The organism is Streptomyces apricus (genome assembly GCF_008369065.1).
GTDB classification, from domain to species: domain Bacteria; phylum Actinomycetota; class Actinomycetes; order Streptomycetales; family Streptomycetaceae; genus Streptomyces; species Streptomyces apricus.
In genome coordinates this window covers 1,242,067-1,263,628 of the sequence record NZ_VDFC01000046.1, presented here as the reverse complement: position 1 = coordinate 1,263,628, position 21,562 = coordinate 1,242,067, and the positions used below count along the sequence as shown (strand labels likewise).

The 21,562-nt window shown below is 71.8% G+C and carries 18 protein-coding genes and 2 tRNA genes; 16 read left to right on the top strand and 4 right to left on the bottom strand.

Going from position 1 to position 21,562, the window contains the following annotated elements; all coding sequences use genetic code 11:
• Positions 1–111 precede the first annotated feature (111 nt).
• Positions 112–2,199 carry a hypothetical protein gene (locus tag FGF04_RS25830; protein WP_149513629.1) on the bottom strand — a complete coding sequence of 696 codons (2,088 nt, stop codon included), beginning with the start codon at positions 2,197–2,199 and terminating at the stop codon, positions 112–114.
• A 343-nt stretch (positions 2,200–2,542) separates the two neighbouring features.
• Between FGF04_RS25830 and proB the strand changes: the two genes are divergently transcribed.
• From proB to FGF04_RS25805, 5 genes are all read left to right on the top strand, one after another.
• Positions 2,543–3,646 (top strand): glutamate 5-kinase, encoded by a 1,104-nt coding sequence (gene proB, locus FGF04_RS25825; protein WP_408055658.1) that lies wholly within the window; start codon positions 2,543–2,545, stop codon positions 3,644–3,646.
• 187 nt (positions 3,647–3,833) lie between these two features.
• Entirely contained in the window at positions 3,834–4,292 is a 459-nt protein-coding gene (locus FGF04_RS25820; protein WP_149513860.1) for a hypothetical protein, read from the top strand.
• A gap of 139 nt (positions 4,293–4,431) precedes the next feature.
• The gene (locus FGF04_RS25815) at positions 4,432–5,718 is read left to right on the top strand and encodes a glutamate-5-semialdehyde dehydrogenase (RefSeq protein ID WP_149513627.1); all 1,287 of its coding nucleotides are present in this window, start codon (positions 4,432–4,434) and stop codon (positions 5,716–5,718) included.
• Positions 5,719–5,787: 69 nt separating this feature from the next.
• Positions 5,788–6,378, top strand: a complete 591-nt coding sequence (locus FGF04_RS25810; RefSeq protein ID WP_188114226.1) for an SCO2584 family spore wall biosynthesis protein — start codon at positions 5,788–5,790, stop codon at positions 6,376–6,378.
• Positions 6,379–6,490: 112 nt separating this feature from the next.
• Positions 6,491–7,561 carry an SCO2583 family membrane protein gene (locus tag FGF04_RS25805; RefSeq protein ID WP_149513625.1) on the top strand — a complete coding sequence of 357 codons (1,071 nt, stop codon included), beginning with the start codon at positions 6,491–6,493 and terminating at the stop codon, positions 7,559–7,561.
• 80 nt (positions 7,562–7,641) lie between these two features.
• On the opposite strand, the gene FGF04_RS25800 is transcribed toward FGF04_RS25805, so the two are convergent.
• Positions 7,642–8,772, bottom strand: a complete 1,131-nt coding sequence (locus tag FGF04_RS25800; RefSeq protein WP_149513624.1) for a M48 family metallopeptidase — start codon at positions 8,770–8,772, stop codon at positions 7,642–7,644.
• 101 nt (positions 8,773–8,873) lie between these two features.
• Between FGF04_RS25800 and FGF04_RS40225 the strand changes: the two genes are divergently transcribed.
• The 9 genes from FGF04_RS40225 to FGF04_RS25765 all read left to right on the top strand — a co-directional run bounded on the left by FGF04_RS40225 (position 8,874) and on the right by FGF04_RS25765 (position 14,195).
• Positions 8,874–9,029 (top strand): hypothetical protein, encoded by a 156-nt coding sequence (locus FGF04_RS40225; protein WP_188114224.1) that lies wholly within the window; start codon positions 8,874–8,876, stop codon positions 9,027–9,029.
• Between the two features lie 178 nt (positions 9,030–9,207).
• Entirely contained in the window at positions 9,208–9,372 is a 165-nt protein-coding gene (locus tag FGF04_RS40220) for a hypothetical protein (protein ID WP_188114223.1), read from the top strand.
• Between the two features lie 47 nt (positions 9,373–9,419).
• Positions 9,420–10,094, top strand: a complete 675-nt coding sequence (gene nadD, locus FGF04_RS25795) for a nicotinate-nucleotide adenylyltransferase (protein ID WP_149513623.1) — start codon at positions 9,420–9,422, stop codon at positions 10,092–10,094.
• Positions 10,095–10,110: 16 nt separating this feature from the next.
• Positions 10,111–11,886 (top strand): LCP family protein, encoded by a 1,776-nt coding sequence (locus tag FGF04_RS25790; protein ID WP_149513622.1) that lies wholly within the window; start codon positions 10,111–10,113, stop codon positions 11,884–11,886.
• Positions 11,887–12,040: 154 nt separating this feature from the next.
• Positions 12,041–12,487 carry a ribosome silencing factor gene (gene rsfS, locus FGF04_RS25785; protein WP_149513621.1) on the top strand — a complete coding sequence of 149 codons (447 nt, stop codon included), beginning with the start codon at positions 12,041–12,043 and terminating at the stop codon, positions 12,485–12,487.
• Entirely contained in the window at positions 12,484–13,185 is a 702-nt protein-coding gene (locus tag FGF04_RS25780; RefSeq protein WP_188114222.1) for a histidine phosphatase family protein, read from the top strand. The genes rsfS and FGF04_RS25780 overlap by 4 nt, the downstream gene beginning before the upstream one ends.
• Before the next feature lie 112 nt (positions 13,186–13,297).
• Positions 13,298–13,370 (top strand) — tRNA-Ala (locus FGF04_RS25775).
• Between the two features lie 363 nt (positions 13,371–13,733).
• Positions 13,734–13,967: a hypothetical protein gene (locus FGF04_RS25770; RefSeq protein WP_010986886.1), complete on the top strand. Its 234-nt coding sequence runs from the start codon at positions 13,734–13,736 to the stop codon at positions 13,965–13,967.
• A gap of 155 nt (positions 13,968–14,122) precedes the next feature.
• Positions 14,123–14,195, top strand: a tRNA-Ala gene (locus tag FGF04_RS25765).
• A 154-nt stretch (positions 14,196–14,349) separates the two neighbouring features.
• On the opposite strand, the gene FGF04_RS25760 is transcribed toward FGF04_RS25765, so the two are convergent.
• Positions 14,350–15,975 (bottom strand): NADH-quinone oxidoreductase subunit NuoF family protein, encoded by a 1,626-nt coding sequence (locus FGF04_RS25760; RefSeq protein ID WP_149513620.1) that lies wholly within the window; start codon positions 15,973–15,975, stop codon positions 14,350–14,352.
• Positions 15,975–17,303 (bottom strand): ferric reductase-like transmembrane domain-containing protein, encoded by a 1,329-nt coding sequence (locus tag FGF04_RS25755; RefSeq protein ID WP_188114221.1) that lies wholly within the window; start codon positions 17,301–17,303, stop codon positions 15,975–15,977. Before FGF04_RS25755 ends, FGF04_RS25760 begins: the two co-directional genes overlap by 1 nt.
• A 427-nt stretch (positions 17,304–17,730) precedes the next feature.
• On the opposite strand from FGF04_RS25755, the gene leuS reads away from it, so the two are divergent.
• Together leuS and FGF04_RS40215 are read left to right on the top strand one after the other, a co-directional pair.
• Positions 17,731–20,616 (top strand): leucine--tRNA ligase, encoded by a 2,886-nt coding sequence (gene leuS, locus FGF04_RS25745; RefSeq protein WP_149513619.1) that lies wholly within the window; start codon positions 17,731–17,733, stop codon positions 20,614–20,616.
• 221 nt (positions 20,617–20,837) lie between these two features.
• Positions 20,838–21,562: hypothetical protein (locus FGF04_RS40215; RefSeq protein WP_188114220.1), on the top strand; the 725-nt coding region annotated here is incomplete at its 3' end.

The following is a 21,562-nucleotide window of genomic DNA, read 5'->3' as shown; positions in this document are numbered from 1 at the left end:
GGGGAACTGCGCGACAAGCCCCCACCGGGCCGCAGCCGAAACTCACACCCAAAAAACGAGGGGCCCGGAGATCACTCCGGGCCCCTCGTCACGCGCAACCGCGCGGCAGCGCTACGCGCTGACCGCGTCCTCCGCCGCCTCGTTGGGATCCTGCGCGGTCTCCTCGGCCGCGTCCTCCGTCGCGGAACGCGGCCCGGGGATCTCGGCCGCGAGCCGGGACTCCATCCGCACCCGCCGCTCGTCGGCCGCCGTGCACAGCGCCTCGACCGCCGCGTTGAAGCGGACCATCGACGGCGGGTCGGACGGGCCGAGCAGGTGCTCCTTCAGCGCGGCGCGGGCCGCGGTGAACCGGTCCTTCTCGGGCCGGCGCACCGACTCCAGCAGCGCGGGGACCCCCTCGGCGCCGGGCGTGAGGACGACACCGGCGGACACCGTCGGGAACCCGGTGCGGAACGCCGCCTCGGACATCCCCGAGGTGTTCGCCACCGCGTACGGCTTCTCGCTCGACAGCCAGTCGGAGACGACCGACGAGACGTCGCTGACCAGCAGGTCCGCCTGGTTGAAGCAGGCGAAGATGGCCGGCCGCGCCTCCGTGACGATCTGGTGCTCCCACTCCGGGAAGGACGCCCAGTACGCCTTCTCCCAGGCCAGCGTGGCCTCGGTGATGGCGGCCTCGCGGTCGCCCCGGGGCGCGCCCTGGAGCAGCATGCGCTCCATTTCGTCGGCGCTGCTGCGGAAGTGGGTGGAGGTCAGCTTGTCCAGCTCGGCCGTGCGGCGCGCCAGTTCGGCGGCGGCGCCGGCGGCGGGCCGGGCCCCCGACCGCTTGGTGTTGGCCTCGCGGATCATCGCCTTGATGCGCTCGTTCGCGGCGCCCGCGCGCGGGTCGACGGAACCGGTCATCGGGTGCGGCTTGTAGAGGAGCCGTACACCGTCGTCGGCGAGGAGCTGCCGCACGATGTTCTCGCCGGCCAGCACCACCGAGGTGTTGCCGGGGTTGCCGTCCCAGCCCTCCCAGGTGGGGGCGTACAGCACGGTCGTGAAGGCGCCCGTCGGTGCTCCCGAGTACGGGCGGATCGGCGCGAGCTGCGGGCGGCCGACCTCCACGATGTCCTTGTCCTCGACGCCGACCTCGGCCAGCGCGTACCGCTCGCGGGCCGCGGGACCGGCCACCCACACCTCGTCGTACGCCTTCGCGTACGGGTTGCAGGAGGAGAGCTTGTCGCTCTCGCCGTGGTTGATGAAGGCGTGCTTGACGGTGGGGATGCGCAGGACCTGCGAGGTCTTCGCGGCGTTCGCCGGGTGCAGCATCATCTTCAGCGTCGAGTTCTCCAGCGAGAACATCGTGGCGACCTTCGGGAAGCAGATGACCGGCACGTCGGTGGCGTCGATCTTCTGCACCATGAACCGCTCGCGCAGCACGATCAGCGGCTTCGCGTCGACGGCGGAGACGGTGGAGAGCCACATGTTCGCCTGGTACGCGGAGGTCGTGCCGCCGGAGAAGTACATGGCCACGGTCGGCCGGTAGTCGGCCAGCCACCCGTCCAGCCACTCCATGACCTTCTGCTCGTTCAGGGCGCGCTTCCTCGGCAGCAGCCAGGTGGCGAGGTACGCCGTGCCGCCGCCGATCAGGACGAGGGCGACGCCGAGGCCGATGGCGCCGAACAGCGCGTCCTCGGTGGCCGCGGTGACCATCAGGCCCGCCGTGGTCGGCACGGAGAAGGTGAGCAGCCGGTGGCCGGGGCGGCGGGCCAGCATGCGCGGCGGCGCGGCGCTCAGGCGCAGCGCGGAGGCGTCGATGTTGCGGGTGACGATCGGCAGCGTACGGGTGCGGCGGACCATGACGGCGGCGGCCTGGCAGGCGAAGTGCAGGGCGTAGAAGACGCACAGCCCGACCATCAGCGGCGCCTGCTCGCGCGTCGGGCTGATGCCGTCGATCCGCAGGAGCCCCACCAGGATGATCATGTCGCGCAGCAGCTGCCGGACCGTGGCGTCGAAGCGGACCTTGCCGAGCAGCGACAGCAGCCCGGGATCCCGGTACTGCAGCAGCACGTCGAGGGCCAGGCCCGCGGCGCTCGCGACGATGAACACCGGGACGTTCGGCAGCAGGGCGGAGACGACCTGAGCCGTGAAGAGCGCGAACATCGAGAACAGTGCGAACAACTGCACGATGCGGCGGGTGGAGAGTCCGGCGGAGGGCACGGAATGAGCTCCTGCGAGGGATGCGGCGGATGGGGGGAAGCACGGGGGTCGGACCTCGCCGTACCTCCCGAAGGCCCGTACGGGAGAGGCCGATCCCTGACCGTATGACTTCTGCGGGCCGCCTAGCAATCTTGCGTGAGAACTATCACCGGATATGGGTTTAAAACGACGAGAGCCCGTACGGCCCCTCTCCCGTCCTCCATGGAACCGCCATCGCGCGTCCACACCCCGTCCGCCACTCGGAACGCGCGGGCGGCGACCACCCACCGTCACGTAGATTGCACGCACCGGGCAGGTCGGAACATAGGGGTACAGCGTGTCAGGGGCAAGCAGGCAAGCCGTCGTGGAAGCCCGCAGGATCGTCGTCAAGGTGGGCTCCTCGTCCCTGACCACCGCCTCCGGCGGCCTGGACGCCGACCGCGTGGACGCCCTCGTGGACGTGCTCGCGAAGAGCCGCGGAGGCGGGGAGCACGAGGTCGTCCTCGTCTCCTCCGGGGCCATCGCCGCCGGACTCGCCCCGCTGGGCCTGCGCCGCCGCCCCAAGGACCTGGCCCGCCAGCAGGCCGCCGCCAGCGTCGGCCAGGGCCTCCTCGTGGCCCGCTACACCGCCTCCTTCGCCCGGTACGGCGTCCGCGTCGGCCAGGTGCTGCTCACCTCGGACGACATGAGCCGCCGGGCCCACCACCGCAACGCCTCCCGCACCCTCGACAAGCTCCTCGCGATGGGCGCCCTGCCGGTCGTCAACGAGAACGACACCGTTGCCACGGACGAGATCCGCTTCGGGGACAACGACCGCCTCGCCGCGCTCGTCGCGCACCTCGTCCGCGCGGACCTGCTGGTCCTCCTCTCCGACGTGGACGGCGTGTACGACGGCGATCCCAGCAGGCCCGGCACCTCGCGGATAGCGGACGTGCGCACCCCGGCCGACCTCGCCCACGTCGACATCGGCAGCGCCGGCAAGGCGGGCGTCGGCACCGGGGGCATGGTCACCAAGGTCGAGGCGGCCCGGATCGCGGCCGCGGCCGGCATCCCGGTGGTGCTCACGAGTGCGGTGCACGCCGCGGACGCCCTCGCGGGGCGCGACACCGGCACGTACTTCCACCCCACCGGCCGCCGCTCCGCCGACCGCCTGCTGTGGCTCCAGCACGCGTCCACCCCGCAGGGCGCCCTCGTCCTGGACGACGGCGCGGTGCGCGCGGTCGTCGAGCGCCGTACGTCCCTGCTGCCGGCCGGCATCGCGGCCGTCGAGGGCGACTTCAGCGCGGGCGACCCCGTCGAGCTGCGGGACGGCGCGGGGCGGGCGGTCGCCCGGGGCCTGGTCAACTTCGACGCCAAGGAGATCCCCCGGCTGATCGGGCACTCCACGCACGAGCTGGCCCGCGAGCTGGGCCCCGGGTACGAGCGCGAGGTCGTGCACCGCGACGACCTGGTGCTGCTGCACCCGTGAGGGCACGCGGGCGCCCGCGCCGGCGTCCGGCCGAAAACGGGGTGGAACGCCGTACAAAGCCCCGGCCCGGAGGTGGACCTTCGGTAAAAGTGCCACGCGGCGCCCTCCCACCTGCTCAACTTTGTCTCAGGGAGACCCCCCTGAGTCCGAGCGGACCCATTGCGTAAAGGAGGCCGTCGTGAGACGAGTGCGCCCTGGGGCGGCTGTGTCCCGCGGTATTGCCGGCTCCCGCACGGCCGGCGAGGAGCGGGCGCTCACGAGCGTCGCGGCCGGTGACACGTACGAGGCCGAGGAACCCCAGGACCTGCCGCGGCTGTGGCACGTCACGCTGAGCGTCTCGGGCGGCGAGGCCCCGCTGAAGGAGGTCAGGCGCGCCCTGGAACAGCTCGCCCACGACCACCCCTTCCTGCTGACCAGCCGGTACGCCAACGACCACGCGGAGATCCGCTACTGGGAGGAGGCCCGCGACCTGCACGACGCGGCCGCGGTCGCGCTGCGGCTGTGGGGCGAGCACCGCCGGACCGCGAAACTGCCGCCGTGGGAGATCGTCGGCCTGGAGGTCATCGACCGCGAGACCTACCACCAGCGGATCGCGGAGGGGTACGGGCCGCTGCCCGCCACCCCCGTGGGCGTACATCCGTTCTAGGCCCCGGGCCCGGAGTCGTCGCTTCCGAGCCACCGGCGGCAGTTCGCCCGGTACATGCTTTCTGCGGCCATTTCAGGACCTGTCTCGCGTTGTGGGACAACGGCTGAACGACTCCCGCGGGCGCACTACCCTGCCGGTTATGACCACGCTCTCGCCGTACGACTCGATGTCCCCGGTCACCCGGGCCGCCTACCGGGCCAAGGGCGCCGCCGCCGACCTCGCCCCGCTGCCGCGGGCCGAGAAGGACGATGCGCTGCTCGCGATCGCGGACGCGCTCGAAGTCCGTACCGGGGAAATCGTCGAGGCCAACGCCGAGGACGTCGCCCGCGCCCGCGAGGCCGGCACCAGCGAGACGGTCGTCGACCGGCTCACGCTCACGCCCGAGCGGATCCGCGCGATGGCCTCCGACGTACGGGACGTGGTGGCGCTGCCCGACCCGGTCGGCGAGGTCGTCCGCGGCTCGACCCTCCCCAACGGCATCGACCTGCGCCAGGTCCGGGTCCCCCTCGGCGTCGTCGGCATCATCTACGAGGCCCGCCCGAACGTGACGGTCGACGCGGCCGCCCTGTGCCTGAAGTCCGGCAACGCGGTGCTGCTGCGCGGCTCGTCCTCCGCGTACGCGTCCAACACCGCCCTGGTGCGCGTCCTGCGCGACGCCGTCGGCGGCTCGGGCCTGCCCGCCGACGCCGTCCAGCTCGTGCCGGGCGACAGCCGCGAGTCGGTGCGCGAGCTGATGCGCGCCCGGGGCCTGGTCGACGTGCTCATCCCGCGCGGCGGCGCCTCGCTGATCCGCACGGTCGTCCAGGAGTCCACCGTCCCGGTCATCGAGACCGGCACCGGCAACTGCCACGTGTACGTCGACGCGCACGCCGACCTCGACATGGCGATCGACATCCTGATCAACTCCAAGGCGCAGCGGCCCAGCGTCTGCAACGCCGCCGAGACGCTCCTCGTCCACCAGGACATCGCCCCGGCCTTCCTGCCGCGCGCCCTCGACGCGCTCGCCGAGGCGGGCGTCACCGTGCACGGCGACGAGCGCGTCCTCGCCCACGCCAAGGACTCCAAGGCCACCGTCGTCGAGGCGACGACCGAGGACTGGGAGACCGAGTACCTGTCGTACGACATCGCCGCGGCCGTCGTCGACTCGCTGGAGCGGGCCGTCGACCACATCCGGCTGTGGACCTCCGGGCACACCGAGGCGATCGTCACCACTTCGCAGCAGGCCGCCCGCCGCTTCACCCAGTTGGTCGACTCCACGACGGTGGCCGTGAACGCGTCCACGCGCTTCACCGACGGCGGCCAGTTCGGGTTCGGCGCCGAGATCGGGATCTCCACGCAGAAGCTGCACGCGCGGGGCCCCATGGGGCTGCCGGAACTGACGAGCACCAAGTACATCGTCACGGGCGACGGGCACGTCAGGCGCTGAGCGTCTCGCCGGGCGGGAGAGTTTCCGTACGGTCTGCCCAAATCGACCACCCCGGTCTACTCTGGATCCGTGCCGGAGGACGTGGGGGGCACGCCGTTCCCGGACGGCTGGGAGCCCGACGACGACCGCGACCGCGGGGGTGCGGACGAAGAGTTCGCCTCCGTGGTCTTCGACGAGGACTTCGTCAAGGCGGCCGCGGTCCACGAGCCGACCGCCGTCGAGCGCCTCCTGGCCGCCGCGCAGGCCAGAGCGGAGGCCTCCGAGGCCGAAGCCCGCGGGGGACACCCCCGGGGTGTGCACGGCGACGACGAGTACGACGAGTACGGTTTCGGCCCCGGCGGCCGGGGCGGTTTCGGCCATGACCCGGACCTCGACGACCTGGACGACCGGGACGTCCTGCACGACGGCTACGACCACTCCGGGACGTACGGGAAGCAGGCCCGCTGGCATCGTCCGGTGGCCTGGATGCTCGCCCTCGTGATGGGCGTCGGCATGGTCGCGCTGGCCTTCGCGGCCGTCTACCGGGGGGCCTCCGCGAGCAGCCGGGACCAGGTCCCGCCGCCCGCCTCCACCGGCCTGGAGCAGGGCGGCGGCGTACGGCCCTCGGCCTCCGCCGACTACTCCCAGCCGGCCGTCCCCGCGGTGCCCCGCACTCCCTGACGGCGGCGGTGCGGCCGGTTCCGGACCGTGTGGCCAAACCCGGTGAGAACCTGTCAGAAGTTGTCGTACGACCGAGCGTTTACCTGGGGTCCGGGAGACCTACTCTGAAGGTATGGACGGTCCTGGAGAGCCACCTGAGGGAACGTCAGAGGGCGCTCCCGGCAACGGCGAGGAGGAGTACCGATCCGTCGTCTTCGACGAATCGTTCGTCCGCGCTGCCCGGCTCCAGGAATTCTCCGCGCAGGAGCGCATCGGCGACCACACCCCGGCCGTCCGCCGCCGTCCCCCGGTGCGCCGCGGCCTGCTGTCCCGGCAGGCACTGGTCCTCATCGTCCTGATCACCGTGGCCTTCGGCACGGCGATCTACATGGGCGTCCGCCATCCGTACCAGACCCCCGCCGCCCAGCACCCCGAACCGCTGCGGATGACCGTGATCCCGCTCGCGCCGCAGAGCGCCGTGCCCGGCACGGCCGACGTGGACGCCCTGTACGCGCACAGCCCCGCCGACCAGTTCCGCATCGGCGCCGAGGGCATCACCCTGCCGGCCTCCCGGCGCACCGCGCACTTCTCCGACAGCCAGGTCGTCACCGCGCTGACCACGGCGAAGGACTACCTCGTCCAGTCCTCGCTCGACCCCGACGTCCTCACTGGCGACGCCAACCGGCCGGTGCGGATACTCCTCGATCCGCAGCAGCTCGACCAGTTCGACCAGAGCTTCCAGCACCCCACCGCGGACGGGCGGCACGCGCCCACCGGCTGGCTGGTCCGCTTCGACCCCGCGCGCAGCGAGCTGGCCGACCCCAAGATCCGGGTGCAGGGCACGCTGACCGCCGCCGAGACGGACTCCGACACGCTGGAGGTCAGCTCCGACCACACCTTCGTCTACGCGCTGCGGCCGACCGGCGCGGACGGGAAGGCGGAGGCCTCGCTGTTCACCGTGCGGCGCGAGCTGCACTTCCGGTTCGACCGCGACGACCTGCGCATGCACCAGGCCGAGCTGGTCGTCTCCTACGTCCAGGCCGGGCCGCTGGCCTGCGCGGAGGACACCACCAGCCGGCTGCGCCCGCTCCTGGCGGGCGAGACGGCCAGGGCGGGCGGCCCGGCCGGCACCGACCCGTTCGCCACGGGCAGTGCCACGGCGCTGTGCGGATCGCTGGCGGCCAGCGCCCAGCCCAAGCTGTAGCCCGCTCCTGGGCCGCAACCGAGCCCGAGCCGTAGCCCGGCCTGAGCCGTAGCCCGGCCTGAGCTGTAGCCCGGCCCTGGTCAGGCGCCCGTGCCGGGGCCCTCGTCGTCCGGGCGGTCGGTGCGCGGCTGGTCCTTGGTCGCGGTGCCGCCTCCCGCACCGCCGCCGCTGCCGTTGCCGCCGCCGCTCGCGAAGCCGCCGAAGCCGCGCCGCACCCGGCCGCCGAGGTCGCCCGCACCGCCCGCGATGTCGCTGACCAGCTTCATCAGCGGGTCCTTGCTGTTCTTCACGTCGGTGGCGTAGCTGGCCGCCGACTGGCGGAAGGAGTCCGTGACCGAGGCGTCCCCGTCCTGGTCGCGGCGCGGGTAGTGGCCGTCCATGATCCGCTGGTGGTCGCGGGACTCGGCCCACTTCTTCAGCTCGGCCGCCCGGACCGTGGTGAAGGGGTGCGAGCGGGGCATCACGTTCAGGATCTTGAGCACCGAGTCGCGCAGGTCGCCGCCCGCCTCGTACTCCTCGGCCTGGGCGAGGAAGGCGTCCACGTTCATCTCGTGCAGGTGGTTGCCGCCCGCGATCTTCATCAGGCCGCGCATCGAGGCCCGCAGGTCCTGGCCGACCAGCAGACCCGCCCGGTCCGCGGACAGCTCGGACTTGCGGAACCACTCGCGCAGGGCGGTCACGATCGCCATGATCGCGAGGTTGCCCAGCGGGATCCAGGCCACCTTCAGCGCCAGGCCGGTCAGGAAGAGCAGGATCGTGCGGTAGACGGCGTGGCCGGAGAGCGCGTGCCCCACCTCGTGGCCGACGACCGCCCGCATCTCCTCCTCGTCGAGCAGCTCGACGAGGCCGGTGGTGACGACGATGATCGGCTCGTCCAGGCCGATGCACATCGCGTTCGGCTGGGGGTCCTGCTTCACGTACATCTGCGGGACCTTCTCCAGGTCCAGGATGTAGCAGGCGTCGCGCAGCATCACGTTCAGGTGGGCGAACTGCACGTCCGAGACGCGCACCGAGTCCGACAGGAACAGCAGCCGCAGGCTGCGCTCCGGGAGCAGGCCGCTGAGGGCCTTGAAGACCGTGTCGAAGCCGCTGAGCTTGCGCAGGGCGACCAGGGCCGAGCGGTCCGCGGGGTGCTCGTACGCCCGGGAGGAGATCCCCTCGAAGCGCCTGCGCTGCCTGCTCGGTACGTTCTCGTGGCTGTCTTCTGGCATGTGGTCCCCCATGCGTGTGGTTGCCTTCCGTGCCCCCGAGGCGGGGTCCAGCGTAGGCGGAGATACCGTGGACGGGCAGTACAGCGAAGGAGCAGCACGTCATGGAGCATGTCCCCGGATCCTGGTTCACCGAGGCCGCGAGCACCGCCCAGCAGCAAGGGGCGGGCAATCTCCTCCGCGTCGTGCTGATCGTGATGGTCGTCGGCTCCGTGCTGGCCGCCTGGTTCCTGTTGCGCGGCTACAAGCGGGACGACTGAGACCCCGCCGAAGGTTCCCGGCCGGCGGCCCCGGCCGGCGGACGCGTGCGTTCCGGATCCTGCGGTCCGACGGCGCCGAAGTCCCCAACGGCGGAGTCGAAGTGATGCGGGAGGGGACGCCCGCTTACGATGTGCGCAAGTCGTTGTCCCGCCCTCCATCGGATAGGTCCCGCCGAAGATGAGCTTCCACAGCACCGCTGCCCAGTTGGTCACACTCGCCGCCGAGGGCGGGGAGCACGGCGGCAACCACGAAAGCCTGAACCCCCTCGTCGTCGGTGGTGGGGCCTTCGTCGCCCTCCTGCTGCTGCTGTGGATCACCACCCGCTTCAACCGCGACCGCTGACGCCCGCGCGACCGGGCCCGCCGCGCGGGCCGGTAGGGTCTGCACGCATGGGAGAGCAGGACATGCCTACCGGTCCGGCGGGCGCCACGGCACACGGTTCGGGGCGGGGCCCCGGGAACGGCCCGTCGAACCCGGGCCGGCGCCGCCTCGGCGTCATGGGCGGGACGTTCGACCCGATCCACCACGGGCACCTGGTCGCCGCCAGTGAGGTCGCCGTGCGGTTCCACCTCGACGAGGTGGTGTTCGTGCCGACCGGCCAGCCCTGGCAGAAGTCCGACCGCAAGGTGTCCGCGGCCGAGGACCGCTACCTCATGACGGTCATCGCGACCGCCGAGAACCCGCAGTTCTCCGTGAGCCGCATCGACATCGACCGCGGCGGCCCGACCTACACCACGGACACGCTGCGCGACCTGCGGGTGCTCAACCCCGACACGGACCTGTTCTTCATCACCGGCGCCGACGCGCTCGGCCAGATCCTCACCTGGCGCGACGCCGACGAGCTGTTCTCCCTCGCGCACTTCATCGGGGTCACCCGGCCCGGCCACATACTGACCGACAGCGGTCTGCCCGAGGGCGGTGTCTCGCTCGTCGAGGTCCCCGCGCTCGCCATCTCGTCCACGGACTGCCGGGTCCGGGTCGCGAAGGGCGATCCGGTCTGGTACCTGGTGCCGGACGGTGTGGTGCGCTACATCGACAAGCGCGAGCTGTACCGCGGCGAGTGAGCCGAGAGGGGCACCGGTGAACGACCGATACGACGCTGGCTACGGGGGCGACCAGTACGAGCTCGTCGGCTACGACGAGTTCGGGCAGCCCGTCTACCGCCAGGTGCCGCAGCCGGGGCAGCACTCCGCGCAACAGGACGGGTACGGCGCGTACGACCCCTACGGCGGGCAGGTCCAGGGACAGCCCCAGGGACAGCCGCACGCACAGGGGTACGGGCAGGACCACGGCCAGGGGTACGCGCAGGGCTACGGACAGGACCACGGGCAGGGCTACGGCTACGACCCGTACGTGACCGGGACCGGGACCGGCACCGGTCAGCAGGCGCCCGCGGGGTCCTACGACACCGGCCACGGACAGGCCCCCATGGCCCCCGCGGCCCCCGTCGCCGAGCAGACCGCCTACATCCCGCAGCAGGCGGGCCCCGCGCAGCCGTCCGCGCCCGTACCGGAACAGCCGTCCGTACCGGAGCAGCCGTCCGCGCCGGACGGGCCGAAGGGCGAACCCGACTACCGCACCGAGCAGTTCGCGTTCGTCGAGGAGCAGCCCGAGAACTCCGAAGACGTCATCGACTGGCTGAAGTTCACCGAGAACCGCACCGAGCGGCGCGAGGAGGCCAAGCGCCGGGCGCGCGGCCGGGTCGTCGCCCTCGCCGTGGTCCTCGCGCTGGTCGTGGTCGGCGGGGCCGGCTACCTCTGGTACGCGCAGATGCTGCCCGGCAGCTCCTCCGACTCCGAGCCCGGCGCGACCACGGCGGCCGGTGCCCAGAAGCGCGACGTGATCGTCGTCCACCTGCACAACACCAAGGGCGACGGCACATCCACGGTCCTGCTCGTCGACAACACCACCACCGAGCAGGGCACCACGGTCCTGCTGCCCAACTCCCTCGCCCTGACGCAGGACGACGGCTCCGCGACCACGCTCTCCAAGTCGGTCGACGACGACGGTTCCTCCGGCACCCGCGACGGGCTCGACACCGTACTGGGGACGGACATCGAGGGCACCTGGCGCCTGGACACCCCGTACCTGAACAACCTGGTCGAGCTGGTCGGCAACATCGAGATCGACACCGACACGGACGTGCCGGACCCCGAGGCGAAGAAGAAGGGCGAGGCCCCGCTCGTCAGGAAGGGCGAGGCGCAGACGCTGAGCGGCAAGATGGCCGTCGCGTACGCCACGTACCGCGCCTCCGGGGAGTCGCAGAACGCGCAGCTGCAGCGGTTCGGGCAGGTCCTGCAGGGCGTGCTGCGCAAGCTGTCGTCCGACGCGCAGGCCGCGACGACCACCGTGCAGACCCTCGCACAGATCCTCGACCCCTCCCTGACCGACAAGGACCTGGGCACGTTCCTCGCCAAGCTCGCGGACCGCGCCAAGGAGGGCGACTACAAGACGGCGCTGCTGCCGGTCGGCGCGGACGGCCGCCTCAGCGCGGAGGCGAGCGGCAGCGTGGTCAAGGACGTGCTCGGCGGTACCGCGAAGAGCCCGCAGAAGGGCGACGCCGTCCAGGTCGGCATCCGCAACGCCACGGCCGACGAGGACGCCACGGAGAAGGCCCGCGTCGTCCTGCTCAACGGCGGCTACACCTTCGTCGACGGCGGTACGGCCCAGCTCGCCCAGGCGACGTCCCGGATCACCTACGCCGACGCCGCCCGCAAGGAGGACGCGGTGGAGGTCGCCAAGACGCTCGGCCTGCCCACGAGCACGGTCGCGAAGGGCGAGGTCACCGCGAACGCCGACGTGTCGGTCGTACTGGGCCAGGACTACGAGCCGGACGAGCAGCCGAGCAGCGAGTAGGGGGCGGACGCGAGACGGGCGGGCGGTGGCCGGACGGGCCGTCCGGCCGGCCCCGCGGGGTGCTCCACTTGTCGCGTGGGTGCTGTCGGCGGTCCGTGAGACCCTTGGGGTACGACCCTTCGGGGTTTCCTGACCGTCTACGGAAAGCCTTGTAGTGACCGTCACCGACCGCTCCACCGAGCTCATCAACACCGCCGCGCAGGCGGCCGCCGACAAGCTCGCGCACGACATCATCGCGTACGACGTCAGCGACGTGCTGTCGATCACGGACGCCTTCCTGCTCGCCTCCGCGCCCAACGACCGCCAGGTCAAGTCGATCGTCGACGAGATCGAGGAGCGGCTGAACAAGGAGCTCGGCGCGAAGCCGGTCCGCCGCGAGGGCGACCGCGACGCCCGCTGGATCCTCCTGGACTACGTCGACATCGTCGTGCACGTCCAGCACAGCGAGGAGCGCGTGTTCTACGCGCTGGAGCGGCTCTGGAAGGACTGCCCCGAGCTGGACCTGCCCGAGGACGCCAAGGCCACCCGCGGCAAGGCCGCCGAGCACGCCCAGCTCCAGGACGCGGAGGACGCCGCCGAGCTGCGCGGAGAACTGCGATGACCGCCGGCGCGGGCCGCCCGGCCCCGGACGGCAGGCCGCTGTCCGGGACCGGGAAGAAGGCCGGGCGGGGCCGCCGCATCATCCTGTGGCGCCACGGCCAGACGCTGTGGAACGTGGAGCGCCGCTTCCAGGGCACCACGGACGTCCCGCTCACCGAGACCGGCGTGGGCCAGGCCCGCCGCGCCGCCCGGCTGCTCGCGTCCCTGAAGCCCGACGCGATCGTCGCGTCCGATCTGCAGCGCGCGGTGCACACCGCGGGCGAGCTGGCCGCGCTCACCGGTCTCGACGTGACGTACGAGGAGGGTCTGCGCGAGACCTACGCGGGCGTCTGGCAGGGCCTGACGCACGAGGAGATCATCGCGCGCCACGGCGACGAGTACGCGGCGTGGAAGCGCGGCGAGCCCGTGCGCCGGGGCGGGGGCGAACTGGAGACCGAGGTCGCCGACCGGGCGGCCCCCGTGGTGCTCCGGCACGCCGACAAGCTCCCCGACGACGGCACGCTCGTGGTCGTCAGCCACGGCGGCACCATCCGCACCACCATCGGCCGCCTCCTCGGCCTGGACTCCCCGCACTGGGAAAGCCTCGGCGGCCTCTCCAACTGCTGCTGGTCCGTCCTCGGCGAGGGCGCCCGCGGCTGGCGGCTCCTGGAGCACAACGCGGGCACCCTGCCCGAGCCGGTGCTGGGCGACGACGACTAGGACCTCCCGATCGTGGGCCCTGGTGCCCCCGGCACCGGATTTCACTTTCCGGCTGGTCGCAGGCTAAAGTTCTTCTTGTTCCGCCGCCGAGAAAGCGACCGGGGCACGACAAGGGGCTATAGCTCAGTTGGTAGAGCGCCTGCATGGCATGCAGGAGGTCAGGAGTTCAATTCTCCTTAGCTCCACATCTCGAAGATCCCGTTCCCGTCAGGGGACGGGATCTTTCGTCGTCCCGACCGGTGCGGATCTCTTCCTGTCCGTCTTCGCTCCTGGTTGAGTCACTGGGGCCCGTGCGGGCGTATATCTCTTCGGACGGTGACGTGTCCGGACTGGTACGAAGGCGTCGCTGACCGTCCCGCTCCGACCGTGGCAGAATCAAACGGCCGGAAGGGAGCGCGGCCCGACGGGAGGGAGTGGCGATGCCTGCGAGGATGCCCGGGAAGGCCGGCGGCCTCCCCGGGGCCGAGGCCCTCGGAGCCCGCGTGTTCGCAGACGACGGAGGAGTTTCCTACGTGTGCACGGCCTGCGGCCGCAGCTGGAGCTGATCGATGGGTGCACACAGGCGCAAGTGCGATTGGTGCGGCAGTGGTACGCCCATCGTGCGCGACATGGAGCCGGTCAACCACGACTACCAGTACTGGTGCGAGGAATGCGCGCGGGCGCTGATCATAAAAGGCGACCCGATCGAGACGTACCGCGAGCTGGAGGGGGAGCCGATCTACGGCCGGCTCCTCGACGAGCACTGCACGCTGAAGCGCTTCTACTCGTTCGCCACCGCCTGAGTACGGTCCGGGCGCCGTGCGGAGACGGCCCGGACGCGGCCTGGGCGTGGCCCGGACGCGGCGGTGCCGGCGGTGACCGCAAACGATTTGGTGGAGCGCCGGGGGGACCGGTAATGTTGGCGTCGCCGCCGGGGAAACCCGGTGGAACACCGCGAGGGGCTATAGCTCAGTTGGTAGAGCGCCTGCATGGCATGCAGGAGGTCAGGAGTTCAATTCTCCTTAGCTCCACAGGATTTGGCCGTGAGAAGTTCGTCGTACGGCACATGAAGAAGCGGGCCACCCGGTCAGGGTGGCCCGCTTCTTCATGTATGCCCTGCTCCATGCGTTCCCTGCCCTGCCGATCAGTCGATCGCCAGGGCAGGAGCAGGGACAGGAACAGGGGTCAGCGGCCGCGGCCCAGGGCGCGACGGCCGCCCCCGCCGCCCTCGCGCACGGCGGGGAGGTTCTGCCGGGGAGCCGCGCCGCGGGTGTCCTCCTCCAGGCGCAGGGCGAGCGCGGGGCAGCGGCGCACCGCCCGGAGCGCCTTCGCCTCCGCGTACCGGGGCACCGGGGCCTGGGCGACGGTCGGGAAGCCGTCCCCGCCCAGCTGGAAGACCTCGGGGAGGATGTCCGCGCACAGGCCGTGCCCGCGGCACAGCGTCCAGTCCACGAAGATCTTCTGGCGGCTGGGGCCCTGCTCCTCCTCGGGCTGGCCGCCGCCGGGGATGCCGGTGGGCTGCTGGCCGCCCTCGAAGAGCGGCAGGACGCCCTCCACGGGCCGTCCGCAGCCGTTGCCGAGGACGTGCGCGGCCAGGTCGTCGGTGAACGCCTTGATGGTCGACTCCAGGAACATCGCGGAGCCGTCCGGGTGGGAGCACGCGCCGCGCCGCTTCACGGCGTTGGCGACCTGCTTGAGCGCTTCGAGGGCGGCCGGTCCGCCGCCGTTGAGGATGTCCTCCATGCCGCGGGCCGCGGCCGGCAGACCGAGGTAGCAGGGGCCGCACTGGCCGGCGCTCTCCTCGGCCAGCCACTGGGCCACGCGCAGCGACTCGCCCAGCGGGCAGGTGTTCATGCTGATCGGCAGGATCGCACCGGCGCCGAGGGCGCCGCCCACCGCGTCCAGGGAGTTGCGCGAGACGATCGTCTCGTTGACCGTCGCGGAGTCCAGCCACTTGCCGTGGTAGCCGCCGGTCAGCACGCCCTGCGGGACCGGCGGGGCGCCGGCCAGCTGCAGGATGTAGCGCAGCGGCACGCCGGTCGGGGCCTCGATGACCATGGGCCGGGCGACCGCCCCGGAGACGGTGAGCATGACCGTGCCGGGCTCGTCGTACAGGCCGGTGTTGCCGTAGCGCTCGGCGCCGATGCGGGCGGCGATCGCCAGCTGGGCGAAGGTCTCGGCGTTCGACAGCAGGGTGGGGGCGCCGCCGACGCCGTTCTGCGAGGCGCTGGTCTTGCGGCCGGGCGGGATCGCCGGGCCGCCGTCGATGGAGCGGACCAGCGAGGCGGCCGCGCCGGTCACCATGCGCACCGGGTTGCGCTGCACGCGCGCGCGGATGGTCGCCCCGCGCCGGTTGGTCAGCCCGCGCTCGGAGAGCGCCGCCTCCATCGAGCGCTGGGTGGACTCGCGCGTCACACCGACGACCAGGGTGCGGGCGCCCAGGGCCTCCGCGACCAGCAGGGCGCCGTCCAGGATCAGGTGCGGGGCACGGTTGATCATCACCGTGTCCTTGCGGCAGGCGGGCTCGTCCTCGCTGCCGTTGACGACGACCACGGGGCGTACGCCCCGGCGGATCGCCGCCTCGGCGACGGACCGCAGCTTCTTGTGGAACGGGAAGCCCGCGCCGCCGCGGCCCTTCAGGTTGATGCGTTCGGAGAGCTGCGCGAGCTGCTCGCCGCCCATGGGTTCGAGCGGCCCGTGCACCTTGAGGTGCATGGGCAGGTCGAGCCTCTCGACGAGGTCGAAACCGGAGGTGAGCTGGGGAAGACCCACCACGCGGACTTCGGGGACGTCGGGAAGGGCCTCGTTCACTAAAAGCCTCCGGAAGGCGCGTTCCAGGGTTCGCCGTTGCCCGGTGCCTCGTAGGAACCGGGCAGCGTTTCAGTGGCGGGACCGCTGTTGTACGTGTCGTTCGTGTTGTACGTGCCGAAGGGGCCGTTCGTCTCACCGGTGTTGTACACATCACTCCCGCCGTACGGGGCGCCGCCCGGGGGAGGGGTGTCGTACGAGACGGCCGGGAAGGTCCCGGTGTCGCTCACGGGCTGGAAGGTGCCCGTGTCGTAGTTCGGCGTCTGGGCCGGGCGCGGCGGGGCCTCGTAGAGCGGCGGCGACGGGGACGGCCAGCGGGGTCCGCCGTCGGTGCGCGGCACCGCCTGCGTGGGCTGCATGTCCATCGGGACCTGCATGGGCCGGGTCGGGTCGACGGCCAGCGGGTCCTGCGCGCGCGGGCTGGACGTGGCCCGGTAGGCGGCCGCGAAGCCGCCGGTGTCGGTGAGCGACCCGGTGTCGGTGAACGAGGCACCGGCGTCCTGGAAGCCGGGCAGCTGCTGGGACGCCCCGCGCTGCGAGGGGATCGGCTGGTCGGGGAAGCCGGGGCGGCCGCCGCTCCTGCCGCCCTGCGGGGCCTCGGCGGCCCGGCGCCCGGGCGGCTCCTCGCGGAAGGGCCTGGTGCTGCCGTTGTCGAGCAGGGTCAGGACGCGCCGGGCGAACTTCCGCTTGAACGACAGGGGGGCCGCCCGCAGGGCCAGCGCGCCCATGACGGCGACCAGGGCGAGGCTGTACAGGATCACGAAGACCGGCTTCGCCTCGCGGCCCGCGAAGAGGCCGTGCACCAGGGCCGAGCACCAGGCGGGGTAGGCCAGCATGTGCACCGCGCGCCAGCGGGCGGCGACCTCAGCGGGGGACGCGAACCTGCTGCGCAGCGCACCGGTGAGGGCGGTGAAGATCATCAGGAGGCCGGCCAGGGTGCCGAACCCGATGAGCTGGCCCGTGCCGGTGACGCCCAGGCCGAAGGGGACGAAGACCGCGATCGCGGAGACGTGCTCCAGGAAGAGCTTGACCGAGACGTGCAGCAGCAGGAAGCCGACCGAGGCGACCGCGGTCGTGCGGTGCACGGCCTGGGCGATCAGGCGCTGGCGGGTGTTGAGGAAGACCCGGTCGGTGGCGACGAGTCCCCACAGCACCGAGCAGGTGAGGGCGACGAGGGACAGCACGCCCGCACCGAAGTTCATGAAGTCGCGGAAGGCGTCACCTCCGACGATGACGCTGACGGGTATGAGCAGCAAGACGGCAGCCATCACGCCGCCCTGGACCGAGCGGTTCGGCCGGGCGGGTGAGCTGTTGTTGCGGCGAGAGTTCATGGGGGCAACTCCGAACAGTTCGGGAAAGCGGTCCCGCTGCCGCACTCTAGGTCGAGCCATACCGATCAGTACGAGGTTTGAGTTATATCGCTGTTATCAAAGGGCGGTGAGGGAGTTGTGATGTCCCTTAGGAGCCCTTACGCGAAGTAACCCTCGACCTCTGTCCGGCATTTCGCCGACCGGGTGCGGGAGCGAGCGGGAGCGGCACTCAGTGCCGGAGCGTAGCCGAAAGCGCGTCGCGCCCCGCGCGGCCGCTGCGGTACCCTGACGTCATGCGTGCTGTACGCCTTCTGCTTAGCGAGCCGCGCTGATCACACCCGGTCGCCGGAAAACCGCGACCGGCATCGGCGCGGCGTCCCCTCCTGTGCGAGGGGTTTTTTCATTTCCCGAGCCGCTGGCAGAGACGATCGATGGAGCTTTGAGGATCATGAGCGAGACGAACACCGCTGCCGCCTCCGAGGCGGTCGCGCCGCACCGCTACACCGCCGCCATGGCCGAGCAGATCGAGGCACGCTGGCAGGACGTCTGGGACGCGGAGGACACCTACGCGGCGCCCAACCCCAAGGGTGACCTGGCGGGCGACCCCGAGATGGTCGCCAGGCCCAAGAAGTTCATCATGGACATGTTCCCGTACCCCTCGGGCGCGGGCCTGCACGTCGGTCACCCCCTGGGCTACATCGCCACCGACGTCTACGCCCGCTACCAGCGCATGACCGGCCACAACGTCCTGCACACCCTGGGTTTCGACGCCTTCGGCCTGCCCGCCGAGCAGTACGCCGTGCAGACCGGCACGCACCCCCGGGTGTCCACCGAGGCCAACATCGCCAACATGAAGGTCCAGCTGCGCCGCCTGGGCCTGGGCCACGACAAGCGCCGGTCCTTCGCGACGATCGACCCGGAGTACCACAAGTGGACGCAGTGGATCTTCCTGCAGATCTTCGACTCCTGGTACGACGCCGAAGCCGGCCGGGCCCGCCCGATCGCCGAACTGGTCGCCCTGTTCGAGAGCGGCGAGCGCGAGGTCCCCGGCGGGCGCCCCTGGAGTGAGCTGTCCCACACCGAGCGCGCCGACGTCCTGGGCGACTTCCGCCTGGCGTACGCCTCCGAGGCGCCCGTCAACTGGTGCCCCGGTCTGGGCACCGTCCTGGCGAACGAGGAGGTGACCGCGGACGGCCGCTCCGAGCGCGGCAACTTCCCCGTCTTCAAGGCCAAGCTGCGCCAGTGGAACATGCGGATCACCGCGTACGCCGACCGCCTGCTGGACGACCTGGACGCGCTGGACTGGCCCGAGGCCATCAAGCTGCAGCAGCGCAACTGGATCGGCCGCTCCGAGGGCGCCCGCGTCGACTTCCCCGTGGACGGCGAGGCCATCACGGTCTTCACCACCCGCCCGGACACCCTGTTCGGCGCGACCTACATGGTGCTGGCCCCCGAGCACCCGCTGGTCGAGAAGTTCACCCCGGCCACCTGGCCCGAGGGCACCCACGACGTCTGGACGGGCGGCCACGCCACCCCCTCCGAGGCCGTCGCCGCCTACCGCGCGCAGGCCGCCTCGAAGTCGGACGTCGAGCGGCAGGCCGAGGCCAAGGACAAGACCGGCGTCTTCATCGGCGCGTACGCCACCAACCCGGTCAACGGCGAGCAGGTCCCCGTCTTCATCGCCGACTACGTCCTGATGGGCTACGGCACCGGCGCGATCATGGCGGTCCCGGCGGGCGACCAGCGCGACTTCGAGTTCGCGCGCGCCTTCGAGCTGCCGATCGTGTGCGTCGTCGAGCCGACCGACGGCCGCGGCACGGACACCTCGACCTGGGAGAACGCCTTCGCCTCGTACGACGCGAAGATCATCAACTCCACGGGCGAGGGCATCACGCTGGACGGCCTGGGCGTGACCGAGGCCAAGGCGCGCATCACCGAGTGGCTGGAGCGCGAGGGCGTCGGCCACGGCACCGTCAACTTCCGGCTGCGCGACTGGCTGTTCAGCCGCCAGCGCTACTGGGGCGAGCCCTTCCCGATCGTCTACGACGAGGACGGCGTCGCGCACCCGCTGCCCGAGTCGATGCTGCCCCTGGAGCTGCCGGAGGTCGAGGACTACTCGCCGCGCACCTTCGACCCGGACGACGCGAACACCTCCCCCGAGACCCCGCTGTCCCGCAACGAGGACTGGGTGAACGTCGAGCTGGACCTGGGCGACGGCCGCGGCACGCGCACCTACCGCCGCGAGACCAACACCATGCCCAACTGGGCCGGTTCCTGCTGGTACGAGCTGCGCTACCTGGACCCGCACAACTCCGAGAAGCCGGTCGACCCCGAGATCGAGCGGTACTGGATGGGCCCGCGCGAGGGGCAGCCGCTGGGCGGCGTCGACCTGTACGTCGGCGGCGCCGAGCACGCCGTGCTGCACCTGCTGTACGCGCGCTTCTGGTCCAAGGTGCTGTTCGACCTGGGGCACATCTCGTCGGCCGAGCCGTTCCACAAGCTGTACAACCAGGGCATGATCCAGGCCTACGTGTACCGCGACAGCCGGGGCATCGCCGTACCGGCCGCCGAGGTGGAGGAGCGCGACGGCGCCTACTACTTCGAGGGCGAGAAGGTCTCCCGGCTGCTGGGCAAGATGGGCAAGTCCCTGAAGAACGCGGTCACCCCGGACGAGATCTGCGCCGAGTACGGGGCGGACACCCTGCGCCTGTACGAGATGGCGATGGGCCCCCTGGACGTGTCGCGGCCGTGGGACACGCGCGCGGTGGTGGGCCAGTTCAGGCTGCTGCAGCGGCTGTGGCGCAACGTGATCGACGAGACCACCGGCGACGTCACGGTCGTCGACGTGGCGGACGCCGACATCGACCCGGACACGCTGCGCGCCCTGCACAAGGCGATCGACGGTGTGCGCCAGGACCTGCAGGGGCTGCGCTTCAACACCGCCATCGCCAAGGTCACCGAGCTGAACAACCACCTGACCAAGGTGGGCGGTCCGGTCCCGCGGTCGGTCGCCGAGTCCCTGGTGCTGCTGATCGCGCCGCTGGCCCCGCACATCGCCGAGGAGCTGTGGCGCAGGCTGGGGCACGCCGACTCGGTCGTCCACCGGGACTTCCCGGTCGCCGACCCGGCGTACGTCGTGGACGACACCGTGACCTGCGTCGTGCAGATCAAGGGCAAGGTCAAGGCGCGCCTGGAGGTCTCCCCGTCGATCTCGGACGAGGAGCTGGAGAAGGTGGCGCTGGCCGACGACAAGGTGGTCGCGGCGCTGGACGGGGCGGGCATCCGCAAGGTAATCGTGCGGGCGCCGAAGCTGGTGAACATCGTTCCGGCGTAGGTGGTGGCGTCGGGCGATGTCGGGTGACGTCGGTGACGTTCGGGCGGGCCGGCGTGGGTGACTGCCCGGGTCGGTCGGCCCGGGCAGTCGGCTCGGGTCGGCTCGGCTCCGGGTAGTCCCCTACGGGCAGGGTGGGGGTTCCGCAGGAACCCTCGGCCCGCGTTCTCCGTTTACCGTGGAAGAGCCGGCCGGAGCTGGACACAGCACCCGAGAGGACCTTCATGGAAGCCGTGGTCGCCATCGTCGCGCTGATCTTCGTGCTGTTCGTGGCACTGGGCGTGTATGCCACGGTGAAGGCGGTGGGCGCCGCCAAGCGCGGGGTGGACCGCACCGTCGCACAGGCCCGCCGCACCGTGGAGGACCACACCCTCAGGGCGAAGACCTTCGCCCAGCCCGGGCCCCAGGGACAGCTGGCCCAACTGCGGCTCTCCCTGCGCACGTCGATGCGGGCCACCCAGGACGCGCTGGAGGCGGGCGTCGCCGAGGACGAGTCGCTGAAGGAGTCCCTGGCCCTCTTCAACCGGCTCAGCGCGCACGGCCACGAGCTGGACGCCGAGCTGCGGCGCCTGGAGCGCGAGCCGGACCGGGCGCGCCTCGCCGAGCGGCTGCCCGGGCTGCGCGAGCGCACCGAGCAGATCACGAAGTCGTCCGACGCCCTGCGCTGGGCCGCGCGCGACCGCGCCCAGCGCTTCGGGGGCGACGACCTGGACTCGCTGAGCACCCAGATCGACATGGAGGCGGGCGCGCTGCGGCACTGGACGACGGAGCCGACGGCGACGGCCGGACCCGGAACCGCGCGGCCCGCGGAGCCGGCCCCGGCCGCGACCCCGCCGCCGTGGCCGGAGGCACCGGCCGAGCCCACCGCCGACCGGCAGACCTGGCCGGACGGCGCCCGGTCGCGCGAGGCCGAGGAGCCCACCCGGCCCGCGCTCGACGCGCCCAGGCG